A 24,744-nucleotide genomic window follows, 5' to 3' on the forward strand; every position below is an offset into this window, starting at 1 on the left:
ATCCCCTCATGTCCTCGTGCAGCGCATCCGCGCCGACACGAGACTACAAGCCTGCCTTGCGTGTCGTGGAGCAACAAGTGCCCCCAGAAGAAGCGCTTTCCCGGCGCAATCATCCGCGTGTCCTGGGTGTGCTCCGCGGCGACCGAGGCGTAGCGGGAGGTCACACGGAGGGGGCGGGCGGGCGCAGCCGGTAACCTGGAGACGAGCTCAGCATGACCACGACGCACAGCATCCCGATCCCGGCCTCCGCGCGGCGCGCGCCTCTCCTCGACGACTCCGTGAGGGTGGTCGACGGCGCGGTGCTCATCCTCGATCGCCGGGTGTTCCCGCGTTCGATCGAGTGGGTCGCGGCGGTCGACGCGGAGGAGGTCGCCGCGGCGATCGCGGGCATGGTGACGCAGAGCTCCGGACCCCTCTACGCCGCCTACGCCGCGATGGAGCTCACCGCTCTGCAGGTCGCCGACCTCGACCTCGACGCGGCAGGCCGGCGGATGCGGCGGGCCGCCGAGGTGGTCGCCACCGCGCGCCCGACCAACGGGCATCCGCGCGAGGCCGTCGAGCACGTGCTCGCCGCCATCGACGACGCCGTGTCGACCTCCGAGCTCGTGGAGGCCGCGGTCGCCGCGGCCCGCGAGGGCGCCGACCTCTACCGCCGCCGCAGCCGGCTGCTCGGCGACGCGACCGTCGCGCTCCTCGACGACGGCGCCCGCATCCTCACCCACTGCTGGATGGACACCTACCTCGTCGAGACCGTCCGTGCCGCCGAGGCCGCCGGGAAGTCGTTCGAGTGGGTCGCCACCGAGACGCGTCCGTACCTGCAGGGCGCCCGGCTCACGTCGCACACGCTCGCCGAGATGGGGCAGCCCGTCACCCTCATCACCGACGGCATGGGCGCCGCCGCGATGGCGCCGGGCTCCGGCATGGGCCCGATCGACGCCCTCGTGACCGCCGCCGACCGCGTGAGCCTCGACGGCAGTGTCGTGAACAAGGTGGGGACGCTCGGTCTCGCGGTCGCCGCCTCCGCGTTCGGGGTGCCGTTCTACGCGCTCGTGCAGGCGCCGGATGCCGCCGCGCCGACCGCCGACGACATCGTCGTCGAGGAGCGCGACGGCGACGAGGTGCTGCACGTCGGCGGAGCGCGCACCGCCTCCGACCTCGTCACCCGCGGCTGGTACCCCGCCTTCGACGTCACCCCCGCGCGGTTCGTCACGAGGATCGTGACCGACCGCGGAGCCTTCCCCGCCGACCGGGTGGCCGACTACCACAGGAAGCAGCAGCCATGAGCGCCGACTACCCCCTCCTCGACGGCCGCGACGACGTGGTCGAGTACCTCGTGCGCACCGGCGGGCTCGCCCGCGTCGCCGACGAGCCGGCCCAGGTCGACGTCGTCGACGTCACGGCAGGCAACATGAACCGCGTGTTCCTCGCCCGCGGACCGCGCGGCAGCGTCGCGCTCAAGCAGGCACCGCCGTTCGTGCAGTCGATCGGGCCCGAGTGGCCCATCGACCCCTCCCGGATCGCCGCCGAGGCCGCGACCTACGCGCTCCTCGCGGAGCGTGTGCCGGACTCGATCCCCGAGATCGTCGGGTTCGACGACGAGCTGCACGTGCTGCTGATGGAAGACCTCAGCGACCTCGCCGTGCTGCGCGACGCGCTCGCCGCCGAGCACGACGCCGACGGCCGCGACCTCGACCACGCCGACGTCGGCTCCGTCGTCGGCGGCTTCGTCGGCGCGCTGGCCGCGGCCACGACGCGCGAGGCTCTGGGAGAGCAGGCGTTCGCCGAGCTGTCGGCCCAGACGGGCGACGAGGGTCTCATGCAGATCACGCGCGACTTCCTGCTCGGCTACCCCCTCCGCGAGCACGAGACCAACCGCTGGGAGCCGGCCCTCGACGAGCGGGTGCGCGACCTCCGCGCCTCGACCGCCGTCGCCGAGGCGGTCGAGCGGGTCCGAGAGCGGTTCGAGACCGCGTCGGAGGCGCTCATCCACGGCGATCTCCACACCGGATCCGTGATGGTCGGCGTGCGTGATGGCGAGCAGGTCGTGAAGGTGTTCGACCCCGAGTTCGCTTTCGTCGGCCCCATCGGCATGGACCTCGGCCTGTTCTGGGCGGGGGTCGAGGTGGCGGTCGCCGCCGCCTTCGCCGCGGGCGACGACGCCCTGGCCCTCCGCCGCTGGGAGGCGATCCCGGCGAGCCTCGCCGCGTTCACCGCCTCCGCGGGCCTCGACGCTGCCCGCATCGACACGATCGTCGACGACGCCTGGCGCTTCGCGGGCGTCGAGATGGTGCGGCGGATCGCGGGCTTCTCGCACGCCTCCGACCTCGACGGCGTGCTCACCGAGGGACCGCGCGCCGCCGCTTCGGCGGCCGTGCTCGACGCGGCCGTCACCCACATCGTCAGCGGCCGGGGTGTGGCCTCGGCCGAGTCGCTGCGCCCGGTCGACCCCGCCTCCCCCCTGTCGGTGTCGGCACCCGTCGCGTCCGCGCCCGCAGCGTCCGCGCCCGTCGCGTCCGACGGCGGGGTCGGCAGCGTTTCCGGGCCGAGCACCGCATCCGCCTGATCACCGCCCCGCGATCCCCTCGGAGGAACCCATGACCGACACCCCCGACCCCCTGCTCGTCCACGCGAAGGTCCTCGTGGTCGACCTCGAGGGCACCACGAGCGCCGCGGGCTTCATCCTCGGCGACCTCTACGACTACGCCCGCCCGCGCCTGGCCGCGTGGATCGACGACCACGCCGACGACCCGGCCATCGCCGAGGCCCGCCGTCAGGTGATCTCGGATGCGCACCTCGCCTCCGATGCGTCGACCGACGAGATCGTCGCGGTGCTCCACGAGTGGATGGAGCGCGACGTCAAGGCCACACCGCTCAAGACCATCCAGGGTCAGATCTGGGCCGAGGGCTTCGACCGCGGCGAGGTCACCTCCCACTTCTTCGACGACGTCGTCCCGCGCCTCCGCCGCTGGCACGACGCCGGCGTCGGGCTCGCCGTGTTCTCGTCGGGCTCGATCGCCTCGCAGGTGCCGTGGTTCAAGCACTCGCCGTCGGGCGACCTCACGCCGCTCATCACCGACTACTTCGACACCGTGAAGGCGGGGCCGAAGAAGGAGGCAGCCTCCTACGCGAAGATCGCGTCGGCGCTCGGGGTCGACGCCGCCGACATCGTGTTCTTCACCGACAACCCCGGCGAGATCTCGGCCGCCCTCGAGGCGGGCTGGCAGGTCGTCGCGTTCTCCCGTGAGGGCGAGCCGTTCTTCGAGGCCGACTTCGGCACCGCGTCCGTCGCGGCGTCGTTCGACGACGTCGAGGTGGTCGCTCCGTGACGTCCTCGCCCTCGACGTCGGCCCCGTTCTCGCCGTCGGCCCCGTTCTCGCCGTCGGTCCTCGACGCGGTCGGCAGCGCCCTCGCCGCCGAATCCGCCCGCTTCGCCGCCAGGGGGTGGATGCCGGGCACCGCGGGCAACCTGTCGGTCACGCTCGGTCGCGATCCGCTGCGACTGGCGGTGACGGCGTCGGGACTCGACAAGGGCGAGCTCACCGCATCCGACATCGTGGTCGTCGACGGCGTGGGCGAGGGCGTGATCGGCGAGGGCGGCTCAGAGCAGCGCCCTTCCGCCGAGGCGGGGCTGCACGCGCGCATCGCCGCGGTCACGGGCGCGGGCGCCGCCATCCACGTGCACGCGCTCGCCGCGGTGCAGGCCGGACACCGGTGGCCCGGCGGGGTGGTGCTCCACGACCTCGAGATGCTGAAGGGCATCGGCCACCGGGCGCACGGCGAGCGCGTCGTCATCCCCATCGTGCCGAACGGGCAGGACATGCGTGTGCTCGGCGACGCCTTCGAGCGCCAGTACGCCCGCCCCACCGCGACGGTGGCGGAGGTGCCGGCCCTCATCGTCGCCGACCACGGCATCTACGCCTGGGGCGCCGACCTGCGCCAGGCCCGCTGGCACCTCGAGCTCACCGAGGCCCTCCTGCAGATCGCCCTCTCCCGCGCCTGACCCCCGGGGCCGCCCGTCCACGGGCACGCGTCCGTCCGTCCAGCCGCAGTGGGGCCGTTTCGCTGCCTCTGTGGCCTTTCGCTAGGCCATTGACCCCGCGAAACGCCAAAGAGCGGGCGAAACCCCGGGGGTGGGAGGGGAGCAGCCCCAGCGGCGCGCGCAAGGCTGCGGGTGGGTGCCGCAGAGAGGCCGCCCGAGAAAGGGGATGCGCCCCTATACGGGGGCATGCCGCGTCTCAGGCGACCTTTCTGCGGTGAACCGCCGAGCTACGCGTCGAGGGTGGCCGGGGTGGCGGCCTCATCCTTCGAGACGTTCCTCGTTGCCGGGCTCGCTGCGGGCTTCGCCGCCGGACGAGACGCCGCCTTCGGCGCGGAAGCCGAAGCGCCCGAGCGCGTCGACTTACGCGCGGCGGGCGCCGCCTCCGCGGCCTGCACCGCGGCGGGGGCGACCGCGCGCGGGATCAGGCGCTCGAGCTGCGTGACGTGGCCCGGGTTCAGCTCCTCGAGGGAGTTCACGCCCAGGAGACGCATGGTGCGGGTGATCTGCTCGCCGAGGATCGCGATCATCCGGTCGACGCCCTGACGGCCGCCGGCCATGAGGCCGTAGAGGTACGCGCGTCCGACCAGGGTGAATCGCGCGCCCAGCGCGACGGAGGCGACGATGTCGGCGCCCGACATGATGCCCGTGTCGAGGTGGACCTCCATGTCCTTCCCGTACTCGCGCGCCACGTCGGGCAGGAGGTGGAAGGGGATCGGGGCGCGGTCGAGCTGGCGGCCGCCGTGGTTCGAGAGCGTGATGCCGTCGACGCCGAGCTCGGCCAGGCGGCGAGCGTCGTCGAGGCTCTGCACACCCTTGACCACGACCTTCCCGGGCCACTGGTCGCGGATCCACTCGAGGTCCTCGAACGTCACCGTCGGGTCGAACATCGAGTCGAGCAGCTCGCCCACGGTGCCCGACCAGCGGTCGAGCGAGGCGAACGAAAGGGGCTCGGTGGTGAGGAAGTTGATCCACCACTCCGGGCGCGGGATCGCGTTGACGACGGTCCCCACCGACAGCTGGGGCGGGATGGAGAAGCCGTTCCGCTTGTCGCGCAGGCGCGCGCCCGCCACGGGCACGTCGACGGTGACGAGGAGCGTGTCGAAGCCCGCCTTCGCCGCGCGCTCGACGAGGGCCATCGAACGGTCGCGGTCCTTCCACATGTACAGCTGGAACCAGTTGCGGCCGTTCGGGTTCGCTGCCTTGACGTCCTCGATCGCGGTGGTGCCCATCGTGGACAGCGAGAACGGGATGCCCGCCGCCCCCGCGGCGCCGGCGCCGGCGATCTCGCCCTCGGTCTGCATCATGCGCGTGAAGCCGGTGGGGGCGATGCCGAACGGGAGGGACACGGGCGCACCGAGCACGTCCCATCCGGTGGTGACCGTCGAGACGTCGCGGAGGATCGACGGGGTGAACTGGATGTCCTCGAACGCCTGGCGGGCGCGGGCCAGAGAGATCTCGGCCTCCGCGGCGCCCTCGGTGTAGTCGAACGCGGCCTTCGGGGTGCGCCGGCGGGCGATGCGCTGCAGATCGTAGATGGTGAGCGCCGAGTCGAGGCGGCGCTTCTTGGCGTCGAGCTGCGGCTTCTTGAACTGCATCAGGGGCGCGAGATCGCGCACCTTCGGGATGCGGCGCTGGACCATGGGGTTTCCTTTCGGGGGCGGATGTCAGCCGCCGGCACCGGCGGTGTGCGCCGCCCGCGCTCGGCTGGTCTCGGAGTGGTAGGTCTCGATGTGGTCGCGCATCCGGCTCTCGGCGGAGGCGGCATCGCCCGCGGTGATCGCCTCGACCACGGCGTGGTGCTCGGCGCGCAGACGACGGGATGTGGTGGCCCAGTCGGGGAGGAAGCTCGCGCCCTCGAGCACGTAGGCCTCGATGGAGGCGCGGAGCCCGGCCATGGTGGCCGCGATCACCTGGTTGCCGGAAGCGGCGGCGAGGGCGAGGTGGAACGCCTGGTCGAGGGGGAGGAACTCGGCGGGCGCGTCGGCGATGTCGGGCTCGTCCATCGCGGCGAGCAGCTCGTGCACCTCGACGAGGTCCGGTGCGGACGGCGCCGACCCGTCGCCCGGCCGTTCGATCGCGGCGGCCCGGATGCGGGTGGCCAGCTGCGTGGACACGGCCGACTCGAGCACGAGGCGGGTCGCGACGATGTCGTCGACCGCGAACCCGCGGGCGGCGACCTGCAGCCGCAGCAGCGCCGACATGGCGCCGGAGGGGCGGGCGATGATGATCGCGCCCGACTGCGGGCCCGATCCGGTCTGCGTGCGGATGAGCCCCATCACCTCGAGGACGCGCAGGGCCTCGCGCACGGAGGAACGCCCGACGCCGAGGTCAGCGGCGAGCGTCCGCTCGGCGGGGAGGTGGTCGCCGGGGGAGAGCGCGCCGGTGAGGAGGTCGCTCTCGATGCGATCGAGCACCGTCTGCCAGGCGCGCGCCTCGACGTGGTCGCTCATGGCGCCTCCTCGCGTGTGGTCAGACCATATGGTCCGACCACACTAGCAGCTGACCGACGCTCGCTCCAGCAGGCGGGCGCGAACCGCCTCAGCCGCTGCGGCGGCCGCCGAACAGCGTGTGCAGGAGGGGCAGCACGGAGGCGATCATGAGCACCGTGCCGACGACGCCGTCGTCGGCACGCACCACGGCGCCCGCCACCAGCAAGGCGCCGAACAGCAGGGCCGAGATGGCCCGGCTCATCGTCCGCTCGAGGCGCGCGACCCTTCGCTCGAGGGCCGGATTCGTCACGGAGAGCGACCCCTCCTCGGCCCGCGTGACGAGCGCGTCGAGACGCCCCGGCAGCCGCCAGGCGAGCGCGAGGTTCTCGAGAGCCTGACGTCCGACGTCGGACGCCACGTTCCCACGCTCCTCGCGGATGAGCCGCTGAGCGTACGGCTCGACCGACTCCCAGAGGTTGAACATCGGGTCGAGGGCGCTGCACACCCCCGAGGTGAGCGACATGGCGCGGATGATGAGCAGGAAGTTCTCGGGCAGCTGGAACGGCAGCGACCGCACGACGTGCCCGAACTCGAGCCCGAACTCGCGGAACTCGCGCGGATCGACCTCGCGCAGCTCCGCAAAGCCCATCCCTCCGAAGCGGGCGAAGAGCTGGGTCAGCGCCCGCTCGAGCTCGCGGGTGTCGGCGGTGGCGAGCAGGACGCCGAGGTCCTGGGCGGCCTCGACGAGGCCCCTCCCGTCGCGCGAGGCGGCCGCGATGAGCATCTTGCGCAGTCCGCTGCGGGTGTTCGGCGGGACGGTGCCCATCATGCCGAAGTCGATGAAGGTGAGGCGCCAGGCGGGGCCGGTCTCGCCCGCTCCGGGTGCTGCGGCGGGCGCCGCGCTCGTCGCGGTGCCCGTGCTCGTCGCGGGGCCCGCGCCGGGCAGCGGCGTGACGAAGACGTTCCCCGGGTGCGGGTCGGCGTGGAAGAACCCGTTCGTGAACAGCTGGTCGAACATCACCGCTGCGAAGACCGGCGCCACCTCGGCCGGATCGATGCCCGCCGCGGCCAGCCCCGCCGCATCCGTGATCTTGATGGCCGTGACGTCCTCGAGGGTGAGCACCTTGCGTGTGGACCGCTCCCACACCACCTCGGGCACGCCCACCCGCGGGTCTCCGGCGAACTCCTCGGCGAAGCGCACCGAGTTGGCGGCCTCGTGCAGGTAGTCGATCTCCTCGAGCGAGGTCTGCGCGAACTCCTCCACCAGCGCCGGCGCGTCGACTCGCGAGTAGACGAGGCGGACGTGGCTGAGCCAGCGCCCGACTCGGCGGAGCGCGGCCAGGTCGACCTCGACGATCGTGTCGATCCCGGGTCGCTGCACCTTGAGCACGACCGCGTCGAGCCCCGTGTCGGCCGCGTCGCGCGGCGTGAGACGGGCGCGATGCGCCTGGCCGAGCGAGGCCGCGGCCACCGGGACGGGGTCGACGTACGCGAACGCCGCCGGCAGCGGCATGCCCAGTTCCGCCTCGGCGAGGGCCCGGATGGCCTCGAACGGCACCGGGGGCACCTCGTCCTGCAGCCCCTCCAGCTCCTTCGTGATCTCGGGCGGCAGCACGTCGAGGCGCGACGACATGAACTGCCCGACCTTGATCATGAGCCCGCCGAGGTCGACCGCGAGCACGTGGAAGCGGCGCGCGAAGCGCTGCATCCGCTTGGCGCGCGTGCGCTCAGCGACCCGGGTCAGCCCGACCCGGGGCAGCAGCAGCTCGAAGAACCAGGTGACCGCGAGGTTCCAGCCCGCGAAGCGGAGGATGCGCCGGTAGCGAGCTCGCGAGACCCGGGCGTCGGGCACGGAGTCGCCGCGATCGGGCCGCGGCGCCGCCCCCACCGGTGCCGGTGCTGTCACCCGGTCAGTCCTGGGCGAGGATCGCGTAGAGCCGACGGCGCGCGCCCTCGAGCTCGGCCACGGCCTGCTCCACCTGCTCGGGGGTGCCCGTGCGGCCCACCTGGGCGGCGATCTGCGCCAGCTCGAACCCGGCCTTCGGCAGGGCTCCGCGGCCGCGGCGACCGCTGTCGTCGGAGTCGTCCGCGGAATCGGTGGCGAACGGCGAGTTCGACGCGGAGCTCGCGGCCACGACCAGCCCCGCCTCGGTGAGCGCGTAGGTCTTGCGACCGTTCGACTCGTCGGCGCTGACCAGGCCCTCGTCGGCGAGCAGCTGAAGGGTCGGGTACACGGATCCGGCGCTGGGCTTCCAGCTGCCGTTGCTCCGCTCCTCGATCTCCTGGATGATCTGGTAGCCGTGCATCGGGCGTTCCGCGAGCAGCGTCAGCACCGCGGCGCGGACGTCGCCGCGACCCACACGGGTGCCCACCTTCTTCTCGAAGCGGGAGCGGAACTCCTCCATCGCCTCCCAGATGCCGTCGATGCCGCCGCCCCTCGACCCGCCGAAGCCGCTGCTGCTGAACCCGTTGCTCGAGAACGATCTGCTCATGACACCCTCCTGGATACCGCCGAACGATACTCAACGATATGCACACCGAAGTCGTCGGAGGGCGGGTGAGGGCGAACTCCCATCTTCGCGTCAGGCACCGTCGAGCGGGCCGGGCGCAGCGTCGACATAATGGACCCTGAAAGGGGTACGGAGACGTGAGTGCACAGGGGACGCAGGGCTGGGAGTCGACCGCGATGGGGCGTCCGCCGTCGTCAGGATTCGGACGGGCGTTCCTCTGGCTGCTGGCGATCCCCGCTGGAGCCGGACTCGGCGTGCTCTTCTGGGTGATCTTCCTCGCCCGCTCCCGCGACTTCCCCCTGTGGCTGGCTGCGCTCATCGGCGCCGGGATCGGCGTGGTCACCGCCGGCACGACGATCGCGAACCGCTGGCAGCGCCACGTCCGCCAGCAGGCGATCGCCGAGCGCCATCCGGGTGCGATCGTGGTCGACGCCGTGCGCGTCCGGGAGGATGCGGGCGTGTTCAGCCAGGTGGTCCGCAGTCAGGCGTCGGTGAGCTACGCCGTGGCCTTCGATGCCGGCGGGATGCACGTGTACGACGGAGGCAGCGACGCCCGGTCGATCCTCGACGTGGCGTGGCCGTACGTGCTCGGCTTCACCGAGGAGTCGCTGCTCGTGAACGACCAGGCGCGGCGGCCGGGTCTGGCGGTGCGCTTCGCGACCAGCACGGTCCCGGTCGTGCTCCCGTTCGCGGTCGCCGGGGCGCCCGGCTTCCCGCCGGGTACCCGCGGCATCGCCGCGCTGCGGTCGGCGCTCGAGGAGATGCGGGCGCGGTACGCCGGGTCCTCCGCGGGGGCGGCGCAGGTCGGGGGCTGGGATGCGGGTGCTGCCGGCGCGGGCGCTGCCGGCTCTGCGGCGTACGCGACGCCGATGCGGCGCAGGATCGTGGCGCGGCCGACGTCCGCGGTCTGGACGCCCGTCGGCCGCATCCTCGGTGGCCTCGCGACGCTCTCGGTCATCGTCACCGTCGTCTTCAACGTCGGCTCTTACTCGCTGCGCTGGCGCTGGGTCGGCGGCCGGATGCTCGACCAGCTCCTCTGGGTGACCATCGTGCTCGTCGCCGCGGCGATCGTGGTGCTGATCATCCGGCGCGTGGTGACGAGCATGGAGATCCGCGCGGGCTACACCGTGAGCCGCCTCGGCCCCGCCTCCCTCGACCAGGTCGACCCGCGCACCGGCTACGTGCTGCGCGCCGCCGGCACGCCCCAGCTCTCCGAGCAGCAGGAGCGCATCGCCCGAGCCCGGGTCCGCTCCCTCGCCTGAGCCTCCGTCCGTCTGGCTGCGCCGCGCTCCGCCCGTCGGTTCGGAGCCGCATGTACCCCCAGAATCCGCGGCTCCCGCCGCCGGGAGAGCGCTGTTCGTGGGGGTGCTCGAGGCGCGTCTGGTCGTCGCTGAGCCGTGCGAAGATGGGGATCTCCGCGGGGAAGCACGGGGGAGAGGGGCGGCCGATGGGGCGGGTTCGTCGTGGTCGGGTGGGCGCACTGCTGTGGTTGCTCGTCATCCCGGTCGGGATCGCCGTCGCTGTCGTTCTCCGTGCCGTCCTGCCGCCGTCGTTCGCACCGGGTGTGGAGGCGGTGCCTCTCGTCGTGGGCGTGCTGATCGGCGTCGGGTTCGCTGACACGGAGTGGCTGACGCGGTCCCGGATCGTGCACGTGCAGGCACTGCACCCGGACGGTCTCGTGCTGCCCGCTCGCTCCAACCTGCGCTCGGACGAGTTCTTCGAACACGTCGTGCGTGTGCCGCTCTCGCAGATGGGATGGGCCTACGCGGTGGCGGCGGATGACTCGGGTCTCAGCGTCTATCGCGGTACGACGCAGCCCGAGAGAGTGCTGCTCGTCCCGTGGCCGCATGTGCTGAACGTCTCCGTTGCGGTCGTCTCTGCAGCTCCCGACCTGGGGCCGTTCGACTACGTCGACCCGGCCTTGACCGTCACGGTAGCGACTTCCGCGCATCCGGTGGAATTCGCCTTCCCCGTGCTCAAGACACCCGGTCCTTATCAGCGGGGTCGGGTGCTCGAGGCTACCCGTGACGAGATCTGGAGGCGCCGACAAGCCGCGTTGGGCCTCGACGTCTCCGCACCGGCACGTTCGTTCGCGTCGCCGGGGAGGCGCATCCTCCTTCCGGGAGTCTCGAGCGTCGCCTTCTGGCGTGCGATCCGGATGTTGGGCTGGCTGGGTCCGGTGGGCCTGGTCGCATTCCTCGTCGTCCGCTTCGCGCCCGTACCGGAGGGCCTGCGAGACCTCTGGATGCTGCCGCTGGGACTTCTCCTGCTGTCGAGCCTGGGGAGTCTCGTGCTGGCGATCCTCGCGAGTCGCCGCGGCAACGCGGAGGCATCGGCGGGCTACACCCTCTCGCGCACCGGCGACTCGCGCCTCGACCAGGTCGATCCGGTCAGCGGATACGTCATCCGGCAGGCGGGCGAGATGCAGCTCTCGCGCGATGCGGAGCGAGCAGAGATCGCCCGCGTTCGAGCCCTCGCGTGAGGGCCCCGAGGAGCGGGACGGGCGGGATGGGCATCGAAAGGTACCGTCAGCGCGGAGATGACGGTAGACGCGCGGCGTGAGTGCTCTCAGGCGACCTTTCGACGGTCACCTGCGTTCGCGAGGGGCCGTGGCGGGACGCTAGCGGCGGTGGCGCCAGCCCGTGAGGCGGTTGAACGGCTTCTCGAACACGGGGGCGTCGCCGTCGAAGGGCTTCAGCTGCTCGCTGTGCACGCCACCCAGCCGGACCGTCGCGCGCTCGGCGGCGTCGCTGACGCGGCGCGCGGCGTAGCGCACGCTGCCGCCCTCGCCGCGGAAGCCCCACACGACGCGGGTGACGAGGCGCGAACCGGTCGCGGTCGGCGTGACGGCGACGGGGACGGCGCAGCGGGCGATGTGGCGACGCACGCCGACCAGCGACAGGAGCGGGACCACCTCGAGCGCCCACTCGCTCCAGCCCGACTTGCTGTCGTCGCCGATGTCGGCGTAGCGGACCGACCAGATCCCGTCCGCGTACACCTCCGGCGCCACGCGGAAGCCCTCGGCGTGGAGCTCGGCGAGCATCGCATCCTGCGCCTCGAGAACCGTGCGCGCCGACACGATCTCGTGGAATCGCACCATCGACCCGACGGCGAACGCGCTCTCGCTCATCCCTCCATCCTGCCGTGATCCGCAGGGCTGCCGGTTCTCGCGCCCGGAATGGCGTCTCGCGTGCCCGATGGGGACGCGAAACGCCAGAGAGGGCGCGAAACCGGGGGTGACGGGATGCGCGGAGAGCGTGGGTGGATCAGGCGCCCGTGAGGGCGAGGACGATGAGGACGAGGTTGAGGGCGACGATGAGGGCGACCACGGTCCAGGCGAGGATGCGCTTCGCCGTGCCGTCGGCGAACTCGCCCATGAGGGTGCGGTCGCCCGTGAGTCGGAAGAGCGGCACGAGCGCGAACGGGATCCCGATGCTCAGCAGCACCTGGCTCAACACGAGCGCGTAGGTGGGGTCGACGCCGAGCGCGAGGATGACGAGCGCCGGGATGAGCGTCACCGCCCGCCGGGCGAGGAGCGGCACGCGCACGCGCAGCAGCCCCGACATGATGACGCTGCCCGCGTAGGCGCCCACCGACGTCGACGCGAGACCGGAGGCGAGAAGGCCGATAGCGAAGACCGTCGCCACCACCGGGCCGAGTGCGGACTGGATCGCGTGATACGCCCCGGGGATCGAGTCGGTGCCCTCGACACCCCGCAGCGCGGCAGCGGCGAGGAGCAGCATCGCGATGTTCACGGCGCCCGCCACGACCAGGGCGCCCACGACGTCGCCCTTCGTGGCGCGGAGCAACGTGCGGAGCCGCGAGGGCTCAGCGGCGAATCGCGGAGCGGGTTCGTGAGTGGGGGAGGCGTCGCCATGACCCCCCGACTCCGCCGCATCCGCGAGGTCGGAGTGGTGGCGGTCGCGGGCGAGCCCGGAGTGGAGGTAGATCGCGTGCGGCATCACCGTCGCACCGAGCATGCTCGCGGCGAGCAGCACCGACTGCGTGCCGTCGAACCGCGGGACGAGACCCTCGGCGGCGGCGGACCAGTCGATCGGCGCCACGAACGTGCCGGCGAGGAAGCCGATCGCGATCACCGCGAGCAGCCCGACGATCACGAACTCGAACGTCCGCTGCCGCCTCGCCGCCTGCAGGAGGAGCAGCGCGAGCGAGACGACCCCGACGATGAGTCCACCGAGCACGAGCGGCAGCCCGAACAGCAGGTTGAGGGCGATCGCTCCGCCGATCACCTCGGCGACGTCGGTCGCCGCCGCCACCACCTCGGCCTGCACCCAGTAGGCGCGGCGGGTCCAGGTGCGGGAGCGGGATCCGACGAGCTCGGGCAGGGTGCGCCCGGTCACCACCCCGAGCTTGGCGGACTGGTACTGGATGAGCACCGCGAACGCGTTCGCCAGCACCAGCACCCACACCAGGAGGTAACCGAACTGGGCGCCGCTCGTGAGGTTGGCGGCGACGTTGCCGGGGTCGACGTAGGCGATCGCGGCGACGAACGCCGGCCCGAACAGCGCGATCGAGTGCCACCACCGCGGCGTGAGCCCTGCAGGACGCCGCCCCGCGGACGGCGGCGAGGGCGCGGGAGAGTCGACAGTGTCGGCGACATCTTTAGGCACACCTAAAACGTACAGCAGTTTTAGGCGCGCCTAAAGCCCCTCCACGAGCTCCACCCGATGACCTCAGGACGAGGTGGTCGACCCCGCCGTCACCACCGTGCGACGCCGCGAGAACGTGAAGCTGAACAGCAGTGCGATGAGCAGCACCACGCCCTTGCCGAAGTCCTGCGCGTAGTATGGCAGTCCCAGCATCGAGAACCCGGTGACCATCACCGCGATGAGCACCGCGCCGAGGGCGGTGCCCCACGCGTTCGGTCGCCCGATGCCGAGCACCGAGACCCCCACGAGCGCGACGGCCACCGCATCCAGCAGCAGGGAGTTGCCCGCGCTGACGTCACCCTGCCCGATGCGCGCCGCCAGGAGCAGGCCTGCGATCGAGGCGAGCAATCCGCACGCCATGTACGCGGCGGTGCGGTACCACTGCACCCGCACGCCCGCGAGCCGTGCCGCCTCCGCGTTGGTCCCCACCGCGAACAGCGCGCGGCCCCAAAGGGTGCGCTCGAGCACGAACCAGAGGATGAGGGTGAGCACGAAGAAGAGGATGACCGGCACCGGGACCGGCCCGATCGATCCGCGGTCGAGCCAGAGGAAGTCGGCGGTGAAGCGTCCGGGCGCGGTGCTGCCGTCGGAGAGCGTCATCTGCGACGAGATCGACTTCCCGTCGACGATGATGAGCTTGAGGCCGACGATGACGAACATCGTGGTCAGGGTGGCGAGAAGGTCGGGGATGCGCGCCACGACGACCAGGAACGCGTTCACCGCCCCGATCAGCAGACCGCACACGAGGACGACCGACACCGCGATGCCGCCGACCTGGTTGCCGATGACCATCGTCCACGCGGCGATCGAGACCGCGAAGCCGGCGTTCGCGCCGACGGAGAGGTCGATGCCGCCGACGGTCATCGCGAGCATCACACCGAGTCCGGCGATGGCGGTCGGCGCGATGAACTTGAGCATCCCGAACACGTTGTCGACGGTGCGGAAGCTGGGCTCGGTGATCACGAAGTAGAGGATGAGCGCCACGGTGACGGCGATGAACCCCCACTTCACGACGAACGCGGAGACACGCTCGCCGGCGGTGGCCGCGGGCCGGGCCAGGGTGGGGCCGGTCATGCTTCGGTCCTTTCGGGGGAGGGTTCGGGGTCGTCTGAGGCGGAACCGGAGGAGGCGGAGGGCGCGCCGGGGCGCGCGAGCCGCGATCCCGGATCGTCGACCGCGTGGTCGGCGCCGAGGAACGCGCCGATCACCTCGGCGCGGCCCACCTCGTCGGCGTAGGCGTCGAGCGCGATCTCGCCGCCGACGAGCACGACGATGCGGTCGGCCACCTCGAGGATCTCGTCGACGTCGCTCGAGAGCACCACCGCCGCGCCGCCGTCGCCCGCGAGCGTGGCGAGCCGGGCACCGATCTCGCGCCGAGCGGCGATGTCGACGCCGCGGAACGGCTCGTCGAGGATGGCGACGCGCGGCGAGGCCGAGAGCCAGCGTCCGACCACGACCTTCTGCTGGTTGCCGCCAGAGAGGTCGTCGATGAAGGCGTCCGGGCCGGTGGTGACGACGTCGAGCGAGTCGATCACACGATCGGCGCGCGTCCGCTCGGTGCGTCGCCGCAGCACGCCGAGCGCGCTCGACTCGGCGAGGAAGGGGAGCGTGATGTTCCGCAGCACCGACCAGCCGGGGAGGATGCCCTGCCGCTGACGGTCCTCGGGCACGAGCACGACGCCGGCGCGGAGGGCGTCGCCGGGCCGCTTGGGCGCGAAGGCCCGCCCGCCGAGCGTGAGGCCGCCCGACGCGGGGCGCGCGAGCCCGGCGAGCAGCTCGGCGATCTCGGTCTTGCCCGCGCCGATCAGCCCCAGCACACCCAGCACCTCGCCCGATCGGATCTCGAGCGACAGCGGCGCCGACTCGGCGAACAGCCGGACACCGTCGAGGCTCGCCACCGCCTCCGTGCCGCGCAACGTCGTGCCGCGGTCGTGCTGCACCGCGGTGGCGCGGCCGAGCATGTCGTGGAGGATCTCGTGCCACGCGAACGGGCGCACCGAGTCGCTCTGCAGCACCCCGTCGCGCAGCACCACGACGCGGTCGGCCAGCGTCTCGATCTCGCCGAAGCGGTGCGAGACGTAGAGGATCGAGAGTCCGGATGCCCGCAGCGCCGTGAGCACGCCGAACAGCCGCTCCGCCTCGGCCGCCGTCAGAGCGGAGGTCGGCTCGTCGAGGATGAGGAGTCGCGGGGTCGTGCGCAGGGCCCGGGCCAGCACGAGGAGCTGGGCATCCGAGATCGGCAGCAGCGCCGCATCCTGCGCCAGCACCGCGTCGGGCCAGTCGAGGCCGAGGGTCGCCAGGGCGCGCCGGGCATCGTCGCGCTGGCGTCGGCGCGAGCGCAGCGGATGCCGCGACGCCTCCGCCAGGTCGTCGAGCGTGAGGTTCTCGGCGACGCTGAGGCCGGGGACGATGCCGTCGGCGACCTTCTGGTGCACCGTCGAGATGCCGAGCTGCCGGGCCTGCGTGGGGGAGGAGAGGTGCACGGTCTCTCCGCCCAGCTCGACCGTGCCCTCGTAGCGCGAGTTGGCGCCCGAGAGCGCCTTGATGAGCGTGGACTTCCCGGCGCCGTTCGCGCCGAGGAGCGCCGTAATCTCGCCCGCGCGGAAGTCGATCGTGACGTCCTGCAGCACGAGGTTCGAGCCGTAGGCCACGGAGACGCCCGTGAGGGACACGACGGGGACGTCGTGCCCCTCTGCGGGGGTGCGCCGGTCGGGCGCGGGGGATCCGATCGTCATCCGGAGACCGCGGGCAGCCAATCCGCCGTGACGGTGTCGTCGAGGAGCAGGGTCGGCTCCTGCTCGCGCAGCTGCTGCACGTTGGTGATGCTGTTGTCGAGCAGGAACTGCTGCGTGACGGTGATCGCCGGGAAGGTGACCTCAGTCTCGTCGAGCTGTCCGGCCAGGCTCAGGGCGAGCGAGCGGACGACACCCGCGCCGACCGCGGCCGGGTCGGTCGCCGAGGTGGCGACCCAGGGGCTGCCGTCCTGCGTGAGCACCTCGATGTCGGCGTTCGAGATGTCGATGCCGTACACCTTCACCTTGCTCTGCAGGTTGTTCTGGATGACCGCCTGCACGGTGCCCTTCGTGATCTCGTCGTAGGGCGCGAAGATCGCCTGCACGTCGGGGTTCTGCTTGAGGGCCGCGTCGACGAGCGGGATGTTGTCGGTCGCGGTCGACTCGGTCACCTTGCCGGTCGAGAACACCACGTCGAGGTCGTGGTCCTTCACGTACTGGTCCCACACGACGGCGCGGCGGTCGAGCGCCGCGTAGCCCGTGGCCGACACGTAGCCGACCTTGGCACCGTCGCCGACGTCCTTCACGAGCTGGTCGAGCACGCCGCTGGCCATCGACTCGTCCGACTGGCTGGTGCTGATCACGCCCTTCGTGTCGGTGAGCGCGAGGTCGTAGACGACGACCGGGATGCCCGCGGCGACGGCCTCGGTGACCAGCGGCTGGAGGGTGTCGGTCTGCCCGTGGTCGATGATGATCGCGGCCGGCTTGGAGGCGATGGCCTGCTCGAGGTCGCTGGCCTGCTTCGCGTTGTCGTTGCGCGCATCCGTGACCGTGAGCTCGATGTTGGCGGCCTTCGCCTGCGCCTGGGCGCCGGCGCCCCACGCCTCGAAGTAGTCGCCGGCACCGCTCTGGCGCACCAGGGCGACCTTCACGGGGTCGCCGTCGAAGGGCGCGGGCAGCGGGGCGGATGCGGTGGGCTGTGTTGCCTGCCCGCCCGACGTGCTCGCGGGGGAGGTGCTCGACTGCGAGCAGGCGCTGAGGGCGAGGAGGGAGGCGGCGGCGACGGCGGTGACCGCGACGGAGCGGAGCCTTCGTGCTCGGGGGGAGAGTGCCATGGTGGGTCCTTCGGGTGCTGTGAGCGAGTGCGGGGCGTTCACCGGCCACATCGGCGGCGAGGAGGAGCGTGGTGCTCGACCATCAAAGCGTCCGGCGGGGGGCGCGGGAAATCGATGTTGCGCAGTGTTACCGTGCGCGACTCGCCGGTGGCGAGCGGAATACCATGTATGCATGACCCTACTGACCGTGTGGAACGACACCGATCCCGAGACGCCCGTCCTCCAGACCCGTGACGTCGACGTCATCACCGAGCAGCTGAACGGGCTCGGCGCGCGCTTCAGCCGCTGGGAGGTCAAGGAGCTCTCCGCCGACCCCACCCAGGACGAGGTGCTCGCCGCCTACGCGGACGAGATCGCGGCGGTCAACGCCGAGCACGGCTACACCTACGTCGACGTGATGACGATGGTGCCCTCCGACAGCGACGAGTACCGCGAGAAGGCCGTCGCCAGCCGCGCGAAGTTCCTCAACGAGCACCAGCACGACGACGACGAGGACCGCTTCTTCGCCCGCGGCACCGGCGTCTTCTACCTGCACGTCGGCGGCAAGGTCTACGCCGTCTTCTGCGAGCAGGGCGACGTCATCTCCGTGCCCGTGAACACCACCCACTGGTTCGACATGGGGCTGAAGCCCGACTACGTCTCGGTGCGCTTCTTCCACGACGACGACGGCTGGGTGGGCAACTTCACCGGCAGCGAGATCTCGTCGACGTTCGCCACGCACGACGAGCTGGCCTCCGTCCCGGCCTGATCCGGACCGCACGCCGAGACCCCCGCGCCCCTCAGGGCGGCGGGGGTCTTCGTGTGTCTGGGCGGCGTGGGTACGTGGAGCTTGACGCTCAGACGCGGGTGTCGACGGCGGCGGAGAACCGCGTCGCGGAGCGTTCGAGGGCCTCGAGCAGGGCCTCCGGGCCGGCCGTGTCGTCGACGGAGTCGGCGCGCCACCGCCCGGGACGCGGGGCGGCGGCGCGAGTCAGCCCAGCCAGCGCCTCCAGCTCCACGGCGACGGCCTCGGCGGCCTCGCGATCGGGCTGCGGACCACCGCGGCGCCGGTTCTGCGCGTACGTCGTGACGCGGTCGCAGAGCCGCTCGGCCGCGGCGACGGCGGGGAACCACGCCTTCGCCTCCCGGCTCGCCGGCGGCGGCTCGGCGAGCGACCGCTGCAGCTGGATGCGCAGATCCGACAGCGCCCGGTACGCCGTGCGGCGGAGCCCGGTCATCCGGCGGCGGAGCTCGGCACCCGCCGCGGAGTCGGCCGCCTCGGGGACGGTCGCGCCGCGGACGTACGCGGCCACCGCATCCACCGCGTCGGCGACGGCGGCCGGGAGGCTCGTGCGGAGCGACCGCGGCCAGATCAGGTAGCCGAAGACCAGGACGATCACGCATCCGACCACCGTGTCGAGCAGGCGCTGCGCGCCGTAGTCGACGGTCTGCGGGCCCGGGGCGATGAGATCGAAGATGAGCAGCACGAACGGGGCGAGGAAGATGCTCTGCAGTCCGTAGCCGCGCTGCCCGCTCCACGGCAGCACGGCGGCGAGCACCGCGATGATGAGGATGAGGACCGCCAGCTCGCTCTTCGGCACCAGCGCCAGGATGCCCACCCCGATCGCCACCCCGATGACCGTGCCCACACTGCGCTGCACCGCTCGGGCGAACACCGAGCCGAAGTCGGGCTTGAGGACGAGGGCGACGGTGAGGCCTATCCAGTACGAACGGTCGCCGGGCACCCAGTGCTGCGCGATCGCGGCGATCCCGATGCAGAGGGCCAGGCGCACCGCGCTCGTCACCACCGCACGGCCGACGAGCAGCTGCGAGAGCACCGACGCGCCCGCGGGCTGCGCGGTCGGACCGACCGGCAGCGGCGTGGCCCGCGCGACGGCGCCGGGGTCGGTGCTGGAGGCGGTGCCGGTCGGGCGCGTCGCGGTCGCCGACACGACGGGGATCGACCGGGTGGCCGCGCTGAGGGCGCGGTCCCGGGGCCAGATCGCCTCCGCCAGCTCGAGGGTGCGGCGGAGCGTCTGCGTGCTCGCGAGGTCGACGGCGGGCGGTGAGGGCGGACGCGAACCGCGCTTGACCAGGGCCTCGGCCATCGCGGTGAGCCACGCCGTCGCATCCGTCGTGCGCTGCCCCGCGGCGTGGGCGGCGATGAGAGCCGACGACACCTCGCTGATCCCGGCGAGGACGACCGCGTCGCGATCGGCTTGGAGGGTGCGCCCCTCGCTCCGGGCGCGGGTGTCGAGCAGGGTGCGATACGCCGTCGCGGTGATGTCGGTGAGGGCCTGCCGGGCGCGTTCGAAGGCGGGGTCGTCACCCTCGTCGGTCGCGGCGCTCAGCTCGGCGAGGGCCACGATCGAGTTGCGGAGGGCCGCCCGCTCGGGGCGCCGGCGGTCCACCAGGGTCTCGAGCGACAGCATGAGCGCGGTGAACACCCCGCCCACGAGGTACAGTGCCGACGGGACCCACCAGGGCAGCGGACTCGTGACCCCGACCGTCACGATCGAGAACACGAGCATCTGCATCGAGCCGAGCGAGAACGCGGCGCCGTATCCGCTGATGAGGCCCGAGAGCAGGCCGACGGCGGCGAGCAGCACGACGGTGAGCCAGCCGTGGCCGGCGACCAGGTGTCCGAGCGTGAAGCCGAGCGCCCCGAGCGGGGCGGTGACGAGCAGCTGCCGGAAGCGTGTGCGGTAGGCGCCGCCGCGGTCGGCGGTCGTGGTCATGAGAGCGCCGAGCGTGACGTAGAGCCCGAGCAGGAACTGCCCGGTCGCCAACCCGAGGAACAGTGGGACGGCCGCGGCCAGGAACGTGCGCACGGCCAGCGCGAGGGGGAACCGCGCCGGCTTCAGGCGGGCGAGCTCCCGGAGCCATTCGGTCTCCCGCACCCCGTCCGCCACCCTCGAATGCTATCGGTCCGGGGCTCCGCGGGGCGGGCCGTGGTGAGGTGGAACCTCGCCCTCGGCGAGGCCTGCGGTCCCGGGGACGAGCCTCTCCGACGGGATGGGAGGATGGAGGGGTGACCGCGACCCCCGCCGACCTGCGCCGATGGCGCCGGTACCTCGCCGACGAACTGGCCGAGGCGCGGGTCTACGACGAGCTCGCCGAGCGGCGCACCGGCTCGGAGCGCGAGATCCTGCTCTCGCTCGCCGCGGCCGAGCGGCGCCACCAGGCGCACTGGGTCGAGCTGCTGGGCGACGAGGTGGGCCGCCCGGTCCGGGCCGACTTCCGCACCCGGATGCTCGGGGTGCTCGCGAAGCGCTTCGGCTCGGTCTTCGTGCTCGCTCTGATGCAGCGCGCCGAGGCGCGGTCGCCGTACGACACCGACGTCGACGCCACCGAGGCCATGGCCGCCGATGAGCGCATCCATGGCGAGGTCGTGCGGGCTCTCGCAGCGAGGGGGCGCAGCCGCCTGTCGGGGACGTTCCGCGCCGCCGTCTTCGGGGCGAACGACGGCCTGGTGTCGAATCTCGCCCTGGTGCTCGGCATGAGCGCGACCGGGGTATCGAACACGGTCGTGCTCGCCAGCGGTGTGGCGGGACTCCTCGCCGGGGCGCTGTCGATGGGCGCGGGCGAGTACGTGTCGGTGCGCTCGCAGCGCGAGCTGCTCGCCGCCTCCACCCCCGACCCCCAGGCGTCGACCGCCGTGCCGAAGCTCGACGTCGACGCCAACGAGCTCGCGCTCGTCTACCGCGCTCGCGGCATGAGCGAGGAGGAGGCGGAGGCGCGCGCCCGCGACGTCTTCGCCGGCATCTCCTCGTCGACGGCCGCGATCCGCGTGCTCCCACCGGTGCGTCCGGGCGACACGGAGGGCGCGTCGCCCGACGGTGTCGGTGCGGCCGGGGGAGTGGACGTCGACGTCGACGAGCACGAGGAGATCGGCACGGCGTGGCAGGCGTCGATCTCGAGCTTCCTGTTCTTCGCCTCGGGTGCGGTCGTGCCGGTGATCCCGTACCTGTTCGGCCTCTCCGGACTCGTCGCGGTGGCCGTGGCGGCCGCGCTCGTCGGCATCGCGCTGCTCGGCACGGGCGCCGTGGTCGGCCTGCTCTCGGGGGCGTCGCCCCTCAAGCGGGCGGTGCGGCAGCTCGCGATCGGATTCGGCGCGGCCGCCGCCACCTACCTCCTGGGCCTCGCCTTCGGCGCCACCCTGGGCTGACCCGCCGCGCTCGCCATGCTCGCCGCGCTCGCCGCGCTCGCCTGACCCGCCGCTCATCGAGCGTCGTCAGCCCCGTTCCGCCACACTGATGGCGTTTCGCCATACGCATGCGCGTGGCGAAACGCCAGGAGTGTGGCGGACGCCACGGAGCGGGTCGCCGCGGGTAGAGGCCGGGCGGGGCGGGTCAGACGGTCTGCTCGTCCGGGTCGGACTGCTCGGGACCGTCGCCGACGCCCGCGCCGAGGTCGGGGTCGAGGCGCTCGTCCGAGGGGAACTCGCCCGGCTCCTCGTCCTCCGGCGCCTCTGGGGCGCGGTACTGCGTGTCGCCCTGCTGGCTCCAGTCGGGGGATCCCTCGCGCGGCGATCCGCCCGTGGGCCCGTCGTTGCCGTCACCGGGGCCGTCCCAGACGGTCTCTCCGGCCACGGCGTCGTTGGTCTCGAGGTCGTTGGCCTCCTCGAAGGCCTCCTCGCGGTCGAAGAACGGCTCGTCGCCGGGGGTGCTGGTGTCGCTCACGATGTCTCCTTCCGGGATGCAGCGCATCCGCTCCTTCGAGTCGACCACCGGATGCGCGTGGGCGCCACCGCCGGTCGCCTTCCGATCAGCTGTAGCCCGAGGGCTCGGGGAACTCGCCCGTGAGCAGCCGGTCGCCCACCTCACGCGCCTTGTAGACGGCCGGGTCGTGCAGGGTGAGGGTGCGGGCGTTGCGCCAGAACCGGTCGAACCCGTGCCGCGAGGCCGTGGCTCGCGCCCCGGTGAGGTCGAACACCCGCGACGAGACGTCGAGGGCGAGCCGCGAGGTCTCGACCTTCGCGGCCGAGAGCTCGATCGACAGCTCGCCGCGCTCGTCGTCGCCGAGCTCCCAGCCCTTCTCCTCCGCCGCGGCGAAGAGGTCGGTGGCGCGCCAGACCAGCGCATCCGAGGCCCGCGTCGCCGACCCGAGCTGCCCGATGAGCTCGCGGATGTAGGGGTCGTCGATCGCGCGATCGACGCCGCTCGTGCCCCACGGCCGGGTCCCGTTCCGCACGTAGCCGGCGGCGGCGGCGAGGGCGCCCTCGGCGATCGCGACCTGCAGGTGCGCGAGGGCGAGCTGGAACGACAGACCCGACAGCGACGCGTACGGGCGGTAGCGTGCCCCTGCCTGCTCGCTCGGGCCGAGGACGTAGGCGTCGGGCACGACCGCATCTTCGAACGACACCGACCCCGAGGCCGAGAGTCGCTGGCCGATGTTGTCCCAGTCGTCGTGGTGCACCACCTCGGACAGGTGCGCGTCGATCACGACGGAGTACTTCTCGCCGTCGCCCGGGTGCGTGGCGCTCGCGACGATGCGGTCGGACACCTGGGCGCCCGTGGCGAAGAACTTCCGGCCGCGCACGGTGAAGCCGTCGCCGACCGGGGTGAGCTCGAGGCTCGCGTCGCGCGGGTTGCCGGCGCCGCCCCAGAACCAGTGCTGCTCTGCGGATCGGCGCTGCAGCGCCTCGATGCGCTCGGACTCCTCGTTCAGCCGGATGCGCCACGACTGCAGGAAGTGATACGTGAAGACGTGGCCGAGCCCCGCATCCACCCGGGCGATCGGGCGCATCGTCTCGAAGATCGTGGGCCAGTCGAGGCCGCCGCCGCCCAGTGAGGTCGGGATGGCGGCGGGCAGGAGGCCGGTGGCACGCAGCCGCCGCACCTCGGCGAAGGGCGCCGTGCCCTCCGCGTCGCGGGCGACGGCGATCGGGGCGAGCTCGTCGGCCAGCTCGCGTCCGAGGGCGAGGGCATCCGCCCTGCTGGTCACGACGGGTGGGAGGACCTGGTCTTCGGGCACGGTCTCCACTATGCCAGCGCGGTGGCGTCGCGATCGTCGCGTGACAGCGGATGACGCGGCCCGGTCATGCGGGGCCGATGCCCTTGCAGCGGTGCCGCACAGAGATGTGCGGGTTCGACCGGACCCGAAACGGTCGAACCCGCACCGCACCGATAGAGTGCGCGTCCTGGGGGACGATGAGGATGACTGTAGCATGATTGGACACGAGACCTGGTGTCTACTATTTCCTCATCTTCACCCCTGCCGAGGGCTCATCGAGGGCCGGATCCGGTCAGAAGGCGGTCGTCCACGCGAGCAGTCGATCCACCGGCCAGGTGGTGATGATGCGGTCCGCGGGCACCCCTGCCGCCGCCGCGCGGGCGACGCCGTAGTCGATGAACGCGAGCTGACCGGGTGCGTGCGCATCCGAGTCGATGCTGAACAGGCAGCCCGCGTCGAGGGCGACCCGGATGAGGTCGTCCGGCGGATCCTGCCGCTCGGGGCGGGAGTTGATCTCGACCGCGACGTCGTTGGCCGCACACGCGGAGAAGACGCGCTCTGCGTCGAACTGCGACTGGGGGCGCGTGCCCCGCGAGCCCTCGACGAGCCGGCCCGTGCAGTGCCCGAGCACGTTGGTGCGCGGATCGTCGACGGCTCCGAGCATCCGCTTCGTCATGGTCGCCCGGTCGGCGCGCAGGTCGGAGTGGATGCTCGCGACCACGACGTCGAGCCGGTCGAGAAGCTCGGGGGATTGGTCGAGGGTGCCGTCCTCGAGGATGTCGGTCTCGATGCCGGTGAGGAGCCTGAACCCGTCGGCGCCCTCGTCGATCTGCGCCACGAGGTCGAGCTGCTCGAGCAGGCGCTCGGCGCTGAGGCCGTGCGCGATCGTGAGGTGAGGGGAGTGATCGGTGAGGGCGAGGTACTCGCGTCCGAGCTGCTGCGCCGTGGCCGCCATGAGCTCGACGGGGACGGTGCCGTCGGACCACTCGCTGTGCGAGTGGAGGTCGCCGCGCACCTGCGCCCGCAGCTCGAGCGCCGCGTCGACGCCGCCGAGGATGTCGGGCTCGCGGTCGCGCAGCTTCTCGAGGTACTCGGGCACCTCGCCGGCGAGCGCCTGCGTGATCACCGCCAGCGTGCTCGACCCGATGCCCTTGAGGTTCGAGAGCCGGCCGGATGCGGCGCGCTCGGCCACCTGCTCATCGCCCAGACCGGCGACCACGCCTGCCGCCCGGCGGAACGCCTGCACCTTGAACGACGGCGCCCGCTCGAGCTCGAGCCGGAACGCGATCTCGGTGAGCGCGTCGAGAGGGGTCAG

At 72.4% G+C, this 24,744-nt stretch carries 21 protein-coding genes; 8 read left to right on the forward strand and 13 right to left on the reverse strand.

What is annotated here, in order from left to right:
* Positions 1-212 precede the first annotated feature (212 nt).
* Genes ACFJGV_RS15880 through mtnB form a run of 4 tightly spaced genes read left to right on the forward strand, consistent with a single transcriptional unit; the run spans position 213 to position 4,000 of the window.
* On the forward strand, positions 213-1,283 hold the full coding sequence (locus tag ACFJGV_RS15880) for a hypothetical protein (RefSeq protein WP_378144954.1): 1,071 nt from the start codon (positions 213-215) through the stop codon (positions 1,281-1,283).
* Entirely contained in the window at positions 1,280-2,563 is a 1,284-nt protein-coding gene (locus ACFJGV_RS15885) for a phosphotransferase (protein WP_378144955.1), read from the forward strand. Before ACFJGV_RS15880 ends, ACFJGV_RS15885 begins: the two co-directional genes overlap by 4 nt.
* A gap of 31 nt (positions 2,564-2,594) precedes the next feature.
* On the forward strand, positions 2,595-3,326 hold the full coding sequence (mtnC, locus tag ACFJGV_RS15890; protein ID WP_378144956.1) for an acireductone synthase: 732 nt from the start codon (positions 2,595-2,597) through the stop codon (positions 3,324-3,326).
* Positions 3,323-4,000, forward strand: coding sequence for a methylthioribulose 1-phosphate dehydratase (gene mtnB, locus ACFJGV_RS15895; RefSeq protein WP_378144957.1), 678 nt, complete (start codon positions 3,323-3,325; stop codon positions 3,998-4,000). Before mtnC ends, mtnB begins: the two co-directional genes overlap by 4 nt.
* 266 nt (positions 4,001-4,266) lie before the next feature.
* On the opposite strand, the gene ACFJGV_RS15900 is transcribed toward mtnB, so the two are convergent.
* The 4 genes from ACFJGV_RS15900 to ACFJGV_RS15915 all read right to left on the reverse strand — a co-directional run bounded on the left by ACFJGV_RS15900 (position 4,267) and on the right by ACFJGV_RS15915 (position 8,960).
* Positions 4,267-5,679 carry an alpha-hydroxy-acid oxidizing protein gene (locus ACFJGV_RS15900; protein WP_378144958.1) on the reverse strand — a complete coding sequence of 471 codons (1,413 nt, stop codon included), beginning with the start codon at positions 5,677-5,679 and terminating at the stop codon, positions 4,267-4,269.
* A 24-nt stretch (positions 5,680-5,703) separates the two neighbouring features.
* A complete protein-coding gene (locus ACFJGV_RS15905; protein WP_378144959.1) occupies positions 5,704-6,489 on the reverse strand; it encodes a FadR/GntR family transcriptional regulator in 786 nt (261 codons plus the stop codon).
* Between the two features lie 88 nt (positions 6,490-6,577).
* Positions 6,578-8,356, reverse strand: a complete 1,779-nt coding sequence (locus ACFJGV_RS15910; protein ID WP_378148747.1) for an ABC1 kinase family protein — start codon at positions 8,354-8,356, stop codon at positions 6,578-6,580.
* Between the two features lie 22 nt (positions 8,357-8,378).
* Positions 8,379-8,960 (reverse strand): PadR family transcriptional regulator, encoded by a 582-nt coding sequence (locus ACFJGV_RS15915; RefSeq protein ID WP_378144960.1) that lies wholly within the window; start codon positions 8,958-8,960, stop codon positions 8,379-8,381.
* A gap of 155 nt (positions 8,961-9,115) precedes the next feature.
* Between ACFJGV_RS15915 and ACFJGV_RS15920 the strand changes: the two genes are divergently transcribed.
* Together ACFJGV_RS15920 and ACFJGV_RS15925 are read left to right on the forward strand one after the other, a co-directional pair.
* Positions 9,116-10,240 (forward strand): hypothetical protein, encoded by a 1,125-nt coding sequence (locus tag ACFJGV_RS15920; RefSeq protein ID WP_378144961.1) that lies wholly within the window; start codon positions 9,116-9,118, stop codon positions 10,238-10,240.
* Between the two features lie 209 nt (positions 10,241-10,449).
* On the forward strand, positions 10,450-11,460 hold the full coding sequence (locus tag ACFJGV_RS15925; protein WP_378144962.1) for a hypothetical protein: 1,011 nt from the start codon (positions 10,450-10,452) through the stop codon (positions 11,458-11,460).
* Positions 11,461-11,598: 138 nt separating this feature from the next.
* Here the strand turns inward: ACFJGV_RS15925 and ACFJGV_RS15930 are convergent, their stop codons facing one another.
* From ACFJGV_RS15930 to ACFJGV_RS15950, 5 genes are all read right to left on the reverse strand, one after another.
* Positions 11,599-12,108: a hypothetical protein gene (locus ACFJGV_RS15930; RefSeq protein WP_378144963.1), complete on the reverse strand. Its 510-nt coding sequence runs from the start codon at positions 12,106-12,108 to the stop codon at positions 11,599-11,601.
* A 136-nt stretch (positions 12,109-12,244) separates the two neighbouring features.
* The gene (locus tag ACFJGV_RS15935) at positions 12,245-13,609 is read right to left on the reverse strand and encodes an Nramp family divalent metal transporter (protein ID WP_378144964.1); all 1,365 of its coding nucleotides are present in this window, start codon (positions 13,607-13,609) and stop codon (positions 12,245-12,247) included.
* Positions 13,610-13,672: 63 nt separating this feature from the next.
* Positions 13,673-14,722: an ABC transporter permease gene (locus ACFJGV_RS15940; RefSeq protein WP_378144965.1), complete on the reverse strand. Its 1,050-nt coding sequence runs from the start codon at positions 14,720-14,722 to the stop codon at positions 13,673-13,675.
* The gene (locus ACFJGV_RS15945) at positions 14,719-16,383 is read right to left on the reverse strand and encodes a sugar ABC transporter ATP-binding protein (protein ID WP_378144966.1); all 1,665 of its coding nucleotides are present in this window, start codon (positions 16,381-16,383) and stop codon (positions 14,719-14,721) included. The genes ACFJGV_RS15940 and ACFJGV_RS15945 overlap by 4 nt, the downstream gene beginning before the upstream one ends.
* Positions 16,380-17,495, reverse strand: coding sequence for a substrate-binding domain-containing protein (locus tag ACFJGV_RS15950; protein ID WP_378144967.1), 1,116 nt, complete (start codon positions 17,493-17,495; stop codon positions 16,380-16,382). Before ACFJGV_RS15950 ends, ACFJGV_RS15945 begins: the two co-directional genes overlap by 4 nt.
* Positions 17,496-17,667: 172 nt before the next feature.
* Between ACFJGV_RS15950 and ACFJGV_RS15955 the strand changes: the two genes are divergently transcribed.
* Positions 17,668-18,243 carry an acireductone dioxygenase gene (locus ACFJGV_RS15955; protein WP_378144968.1) on the forward strand — a complete coding sequence of 192 codons (576 nt, stop codon included), beginning with the start codon at positions 17,668-17,670 and terminating at the stop codon, positions 18,241-18,243.
* 88 nt (positions 18,244-18,331) lie between these two features.
* Here ACFJGV_RS15955 and ACFJGV_RS15960 read toward each other — a convergent pair whose 3' ends face one another.
* Complete coding sequence (locus tag ACFJGV_RS15960) at positions 18,332-20,386, reverse strand: FUSC family protein (RefSeq protein WP_378144969.1); 2,055 nt, start codon at positions 20,384-20,386, stop codon at positions 18,332-18,334.
* Between the two features lie 119 nt (positions 20,387-20,505).
* Between ACFJGV_RS15960 and ACFJGV_RS15965 the strand changes: the two genes are divergently transcribed.
* On the forward strand, positions 20,506-21,642 hold the full coding sequence (locus ACFJGV_RS15965; protein ID WP_378144970.1) for a VIT1/CCC1 transporter family protein: 1,137 nt from the start codon (positions 20,506-20,508) through the stop codon (positions 21,640-21,642).
* Between the two features lie 184 nt (positions 21,643-21,826).
* On the opposite strand, the gene ACFJGV_RS15970 is transcribed toward ACFJGV_RS15965, so the two are convergent.
* The 3 genes from ACFJGV_RS15970 to ACFJGV_RS15980 form a co-directional block, all read right to left on the reverse strand.
* Entirely contained in the window at positions 21,827-22,156 is a 330-nt protein-coding gene (locus ACFJGV_RS15970) for a hypothetical protein (protein ID WP_378144971.1), read from the reverse strand.
* 85 nt (positions 22,157-22,241) lie between these two features.
* The gene (locus ACFJGV_RS15975) at positions 22,242-23,450 is read right to left on the reverse strand and encodes an acyl-CoA dehydrogenase family protein (protein ID WP_378144972.1); all 1,209 of its coding nucleotides are present in this window, start codon (positions 23,448-23,450) and stop codon (positions 22,242-22,244) included.
* Between the two features lie 271 nt (positions 23,451-23,721).
* Complete coding sequence (locus ACFJGV_RS15980) at positions 23,722-24,744, reverse strand: PHP domain-containing protein (protein ID WP_378148749.1); 1,023 nt, start codon at positions 24,742-24,744, stop codon at positions 23,722-23,724.

Source organism: Cnuibacter sp. UC19_7 (genome assembly GCF_042699995.1).
Lineage (GTDB): Bacteria > Actinomycetota > Actinomycetes > Actinomycetales > Microbacteriaceae > Cnuibacter.

Excerpts from the sequence above, each read along its gene's own strand:
- ACFJGV_RS15880 (WP_378144954.1), top strand. The coding sequence starts at position 213 with ATGACCACGACGCACAGCATCCCGATCCCGGCCTCCGCGCGGCGCGCG.
- ACFJGV_RS15885 (WP_378144955.1), top strand. The coding sequence starts at position 1,280 with ATGAGCGCCGACTACCCCCTCCTCGACGGCCGCGACGACGTGGTCGAG.
- mtnC (WP_378144956.1), top strand. The coding sequence starts at position 2,595 with ATGACCGACACCCCCGACCCCCTGCTCGTCCACGCGAAGGTCCTCGTG.
- ACFJGV_RS15900 (WP_378144958.1), bottom strand. The coding sequence starts at position 5,679 with ATGGTCCAGCGCCGCATCCCGAAGGTGCGCGATCTCGCGCCCCTGATG.
- ACFJGV_RS15905 (WP_378144959.1), bottom strand. The coding sequence starts at position 6,489 with ATGAGCGACCACGTCGAGGCGCGCGCCTGGCAGACGGTGCTCGATCGC.
- ACFJGV_RS15915 (WP_378144960.1), bottom strand. The coding sequence starts at position 8,960 with ATGAGCAGATCGTTCTCGAGCAACGGGTTCAGCAGCAGCGGCTTCGGC.
- ACFJGV_RS15930 (WP_378144963.1), bottom strand. The coding sequence starts at position 12,108 with ATGAGCGAGAGCGCGTTCGCCGTCGGGTCGATGGTGCGATTCCACGAG.
- ACFJGV_RS15940 (WP_378144965.1), bottom strand. The coding sequence starts at position 14,722 with ATGACCGGCCCCACCCTGGCCCGGCCCGCGGCCACCGCCGGCGAGCGT.
- ACFJGV_RS15945 (WP_378144966.1), bottom strand. The coding sequence starts at position 16,383 with ATGACGATCGGATCCCCCGCGCCCGACCGGCGCACCCCCGCAGAGGGG.
- ACFJGV_RS15950 (WP_378144967.1), bottom strand. The coding sequence starts at position 17,495 with ATGGCACTCTCCCCCCGAGCACGAAGGCTCCGCTCCGTCGCGGTCACC.
- ACFJGV_RS15955 (WP_378144968.1), top strand. The coding sequence starts at position 17,668 with ATGACCCTACTGACCGTGTGGAACGACACCGATCCCGAGACGCCCGTC.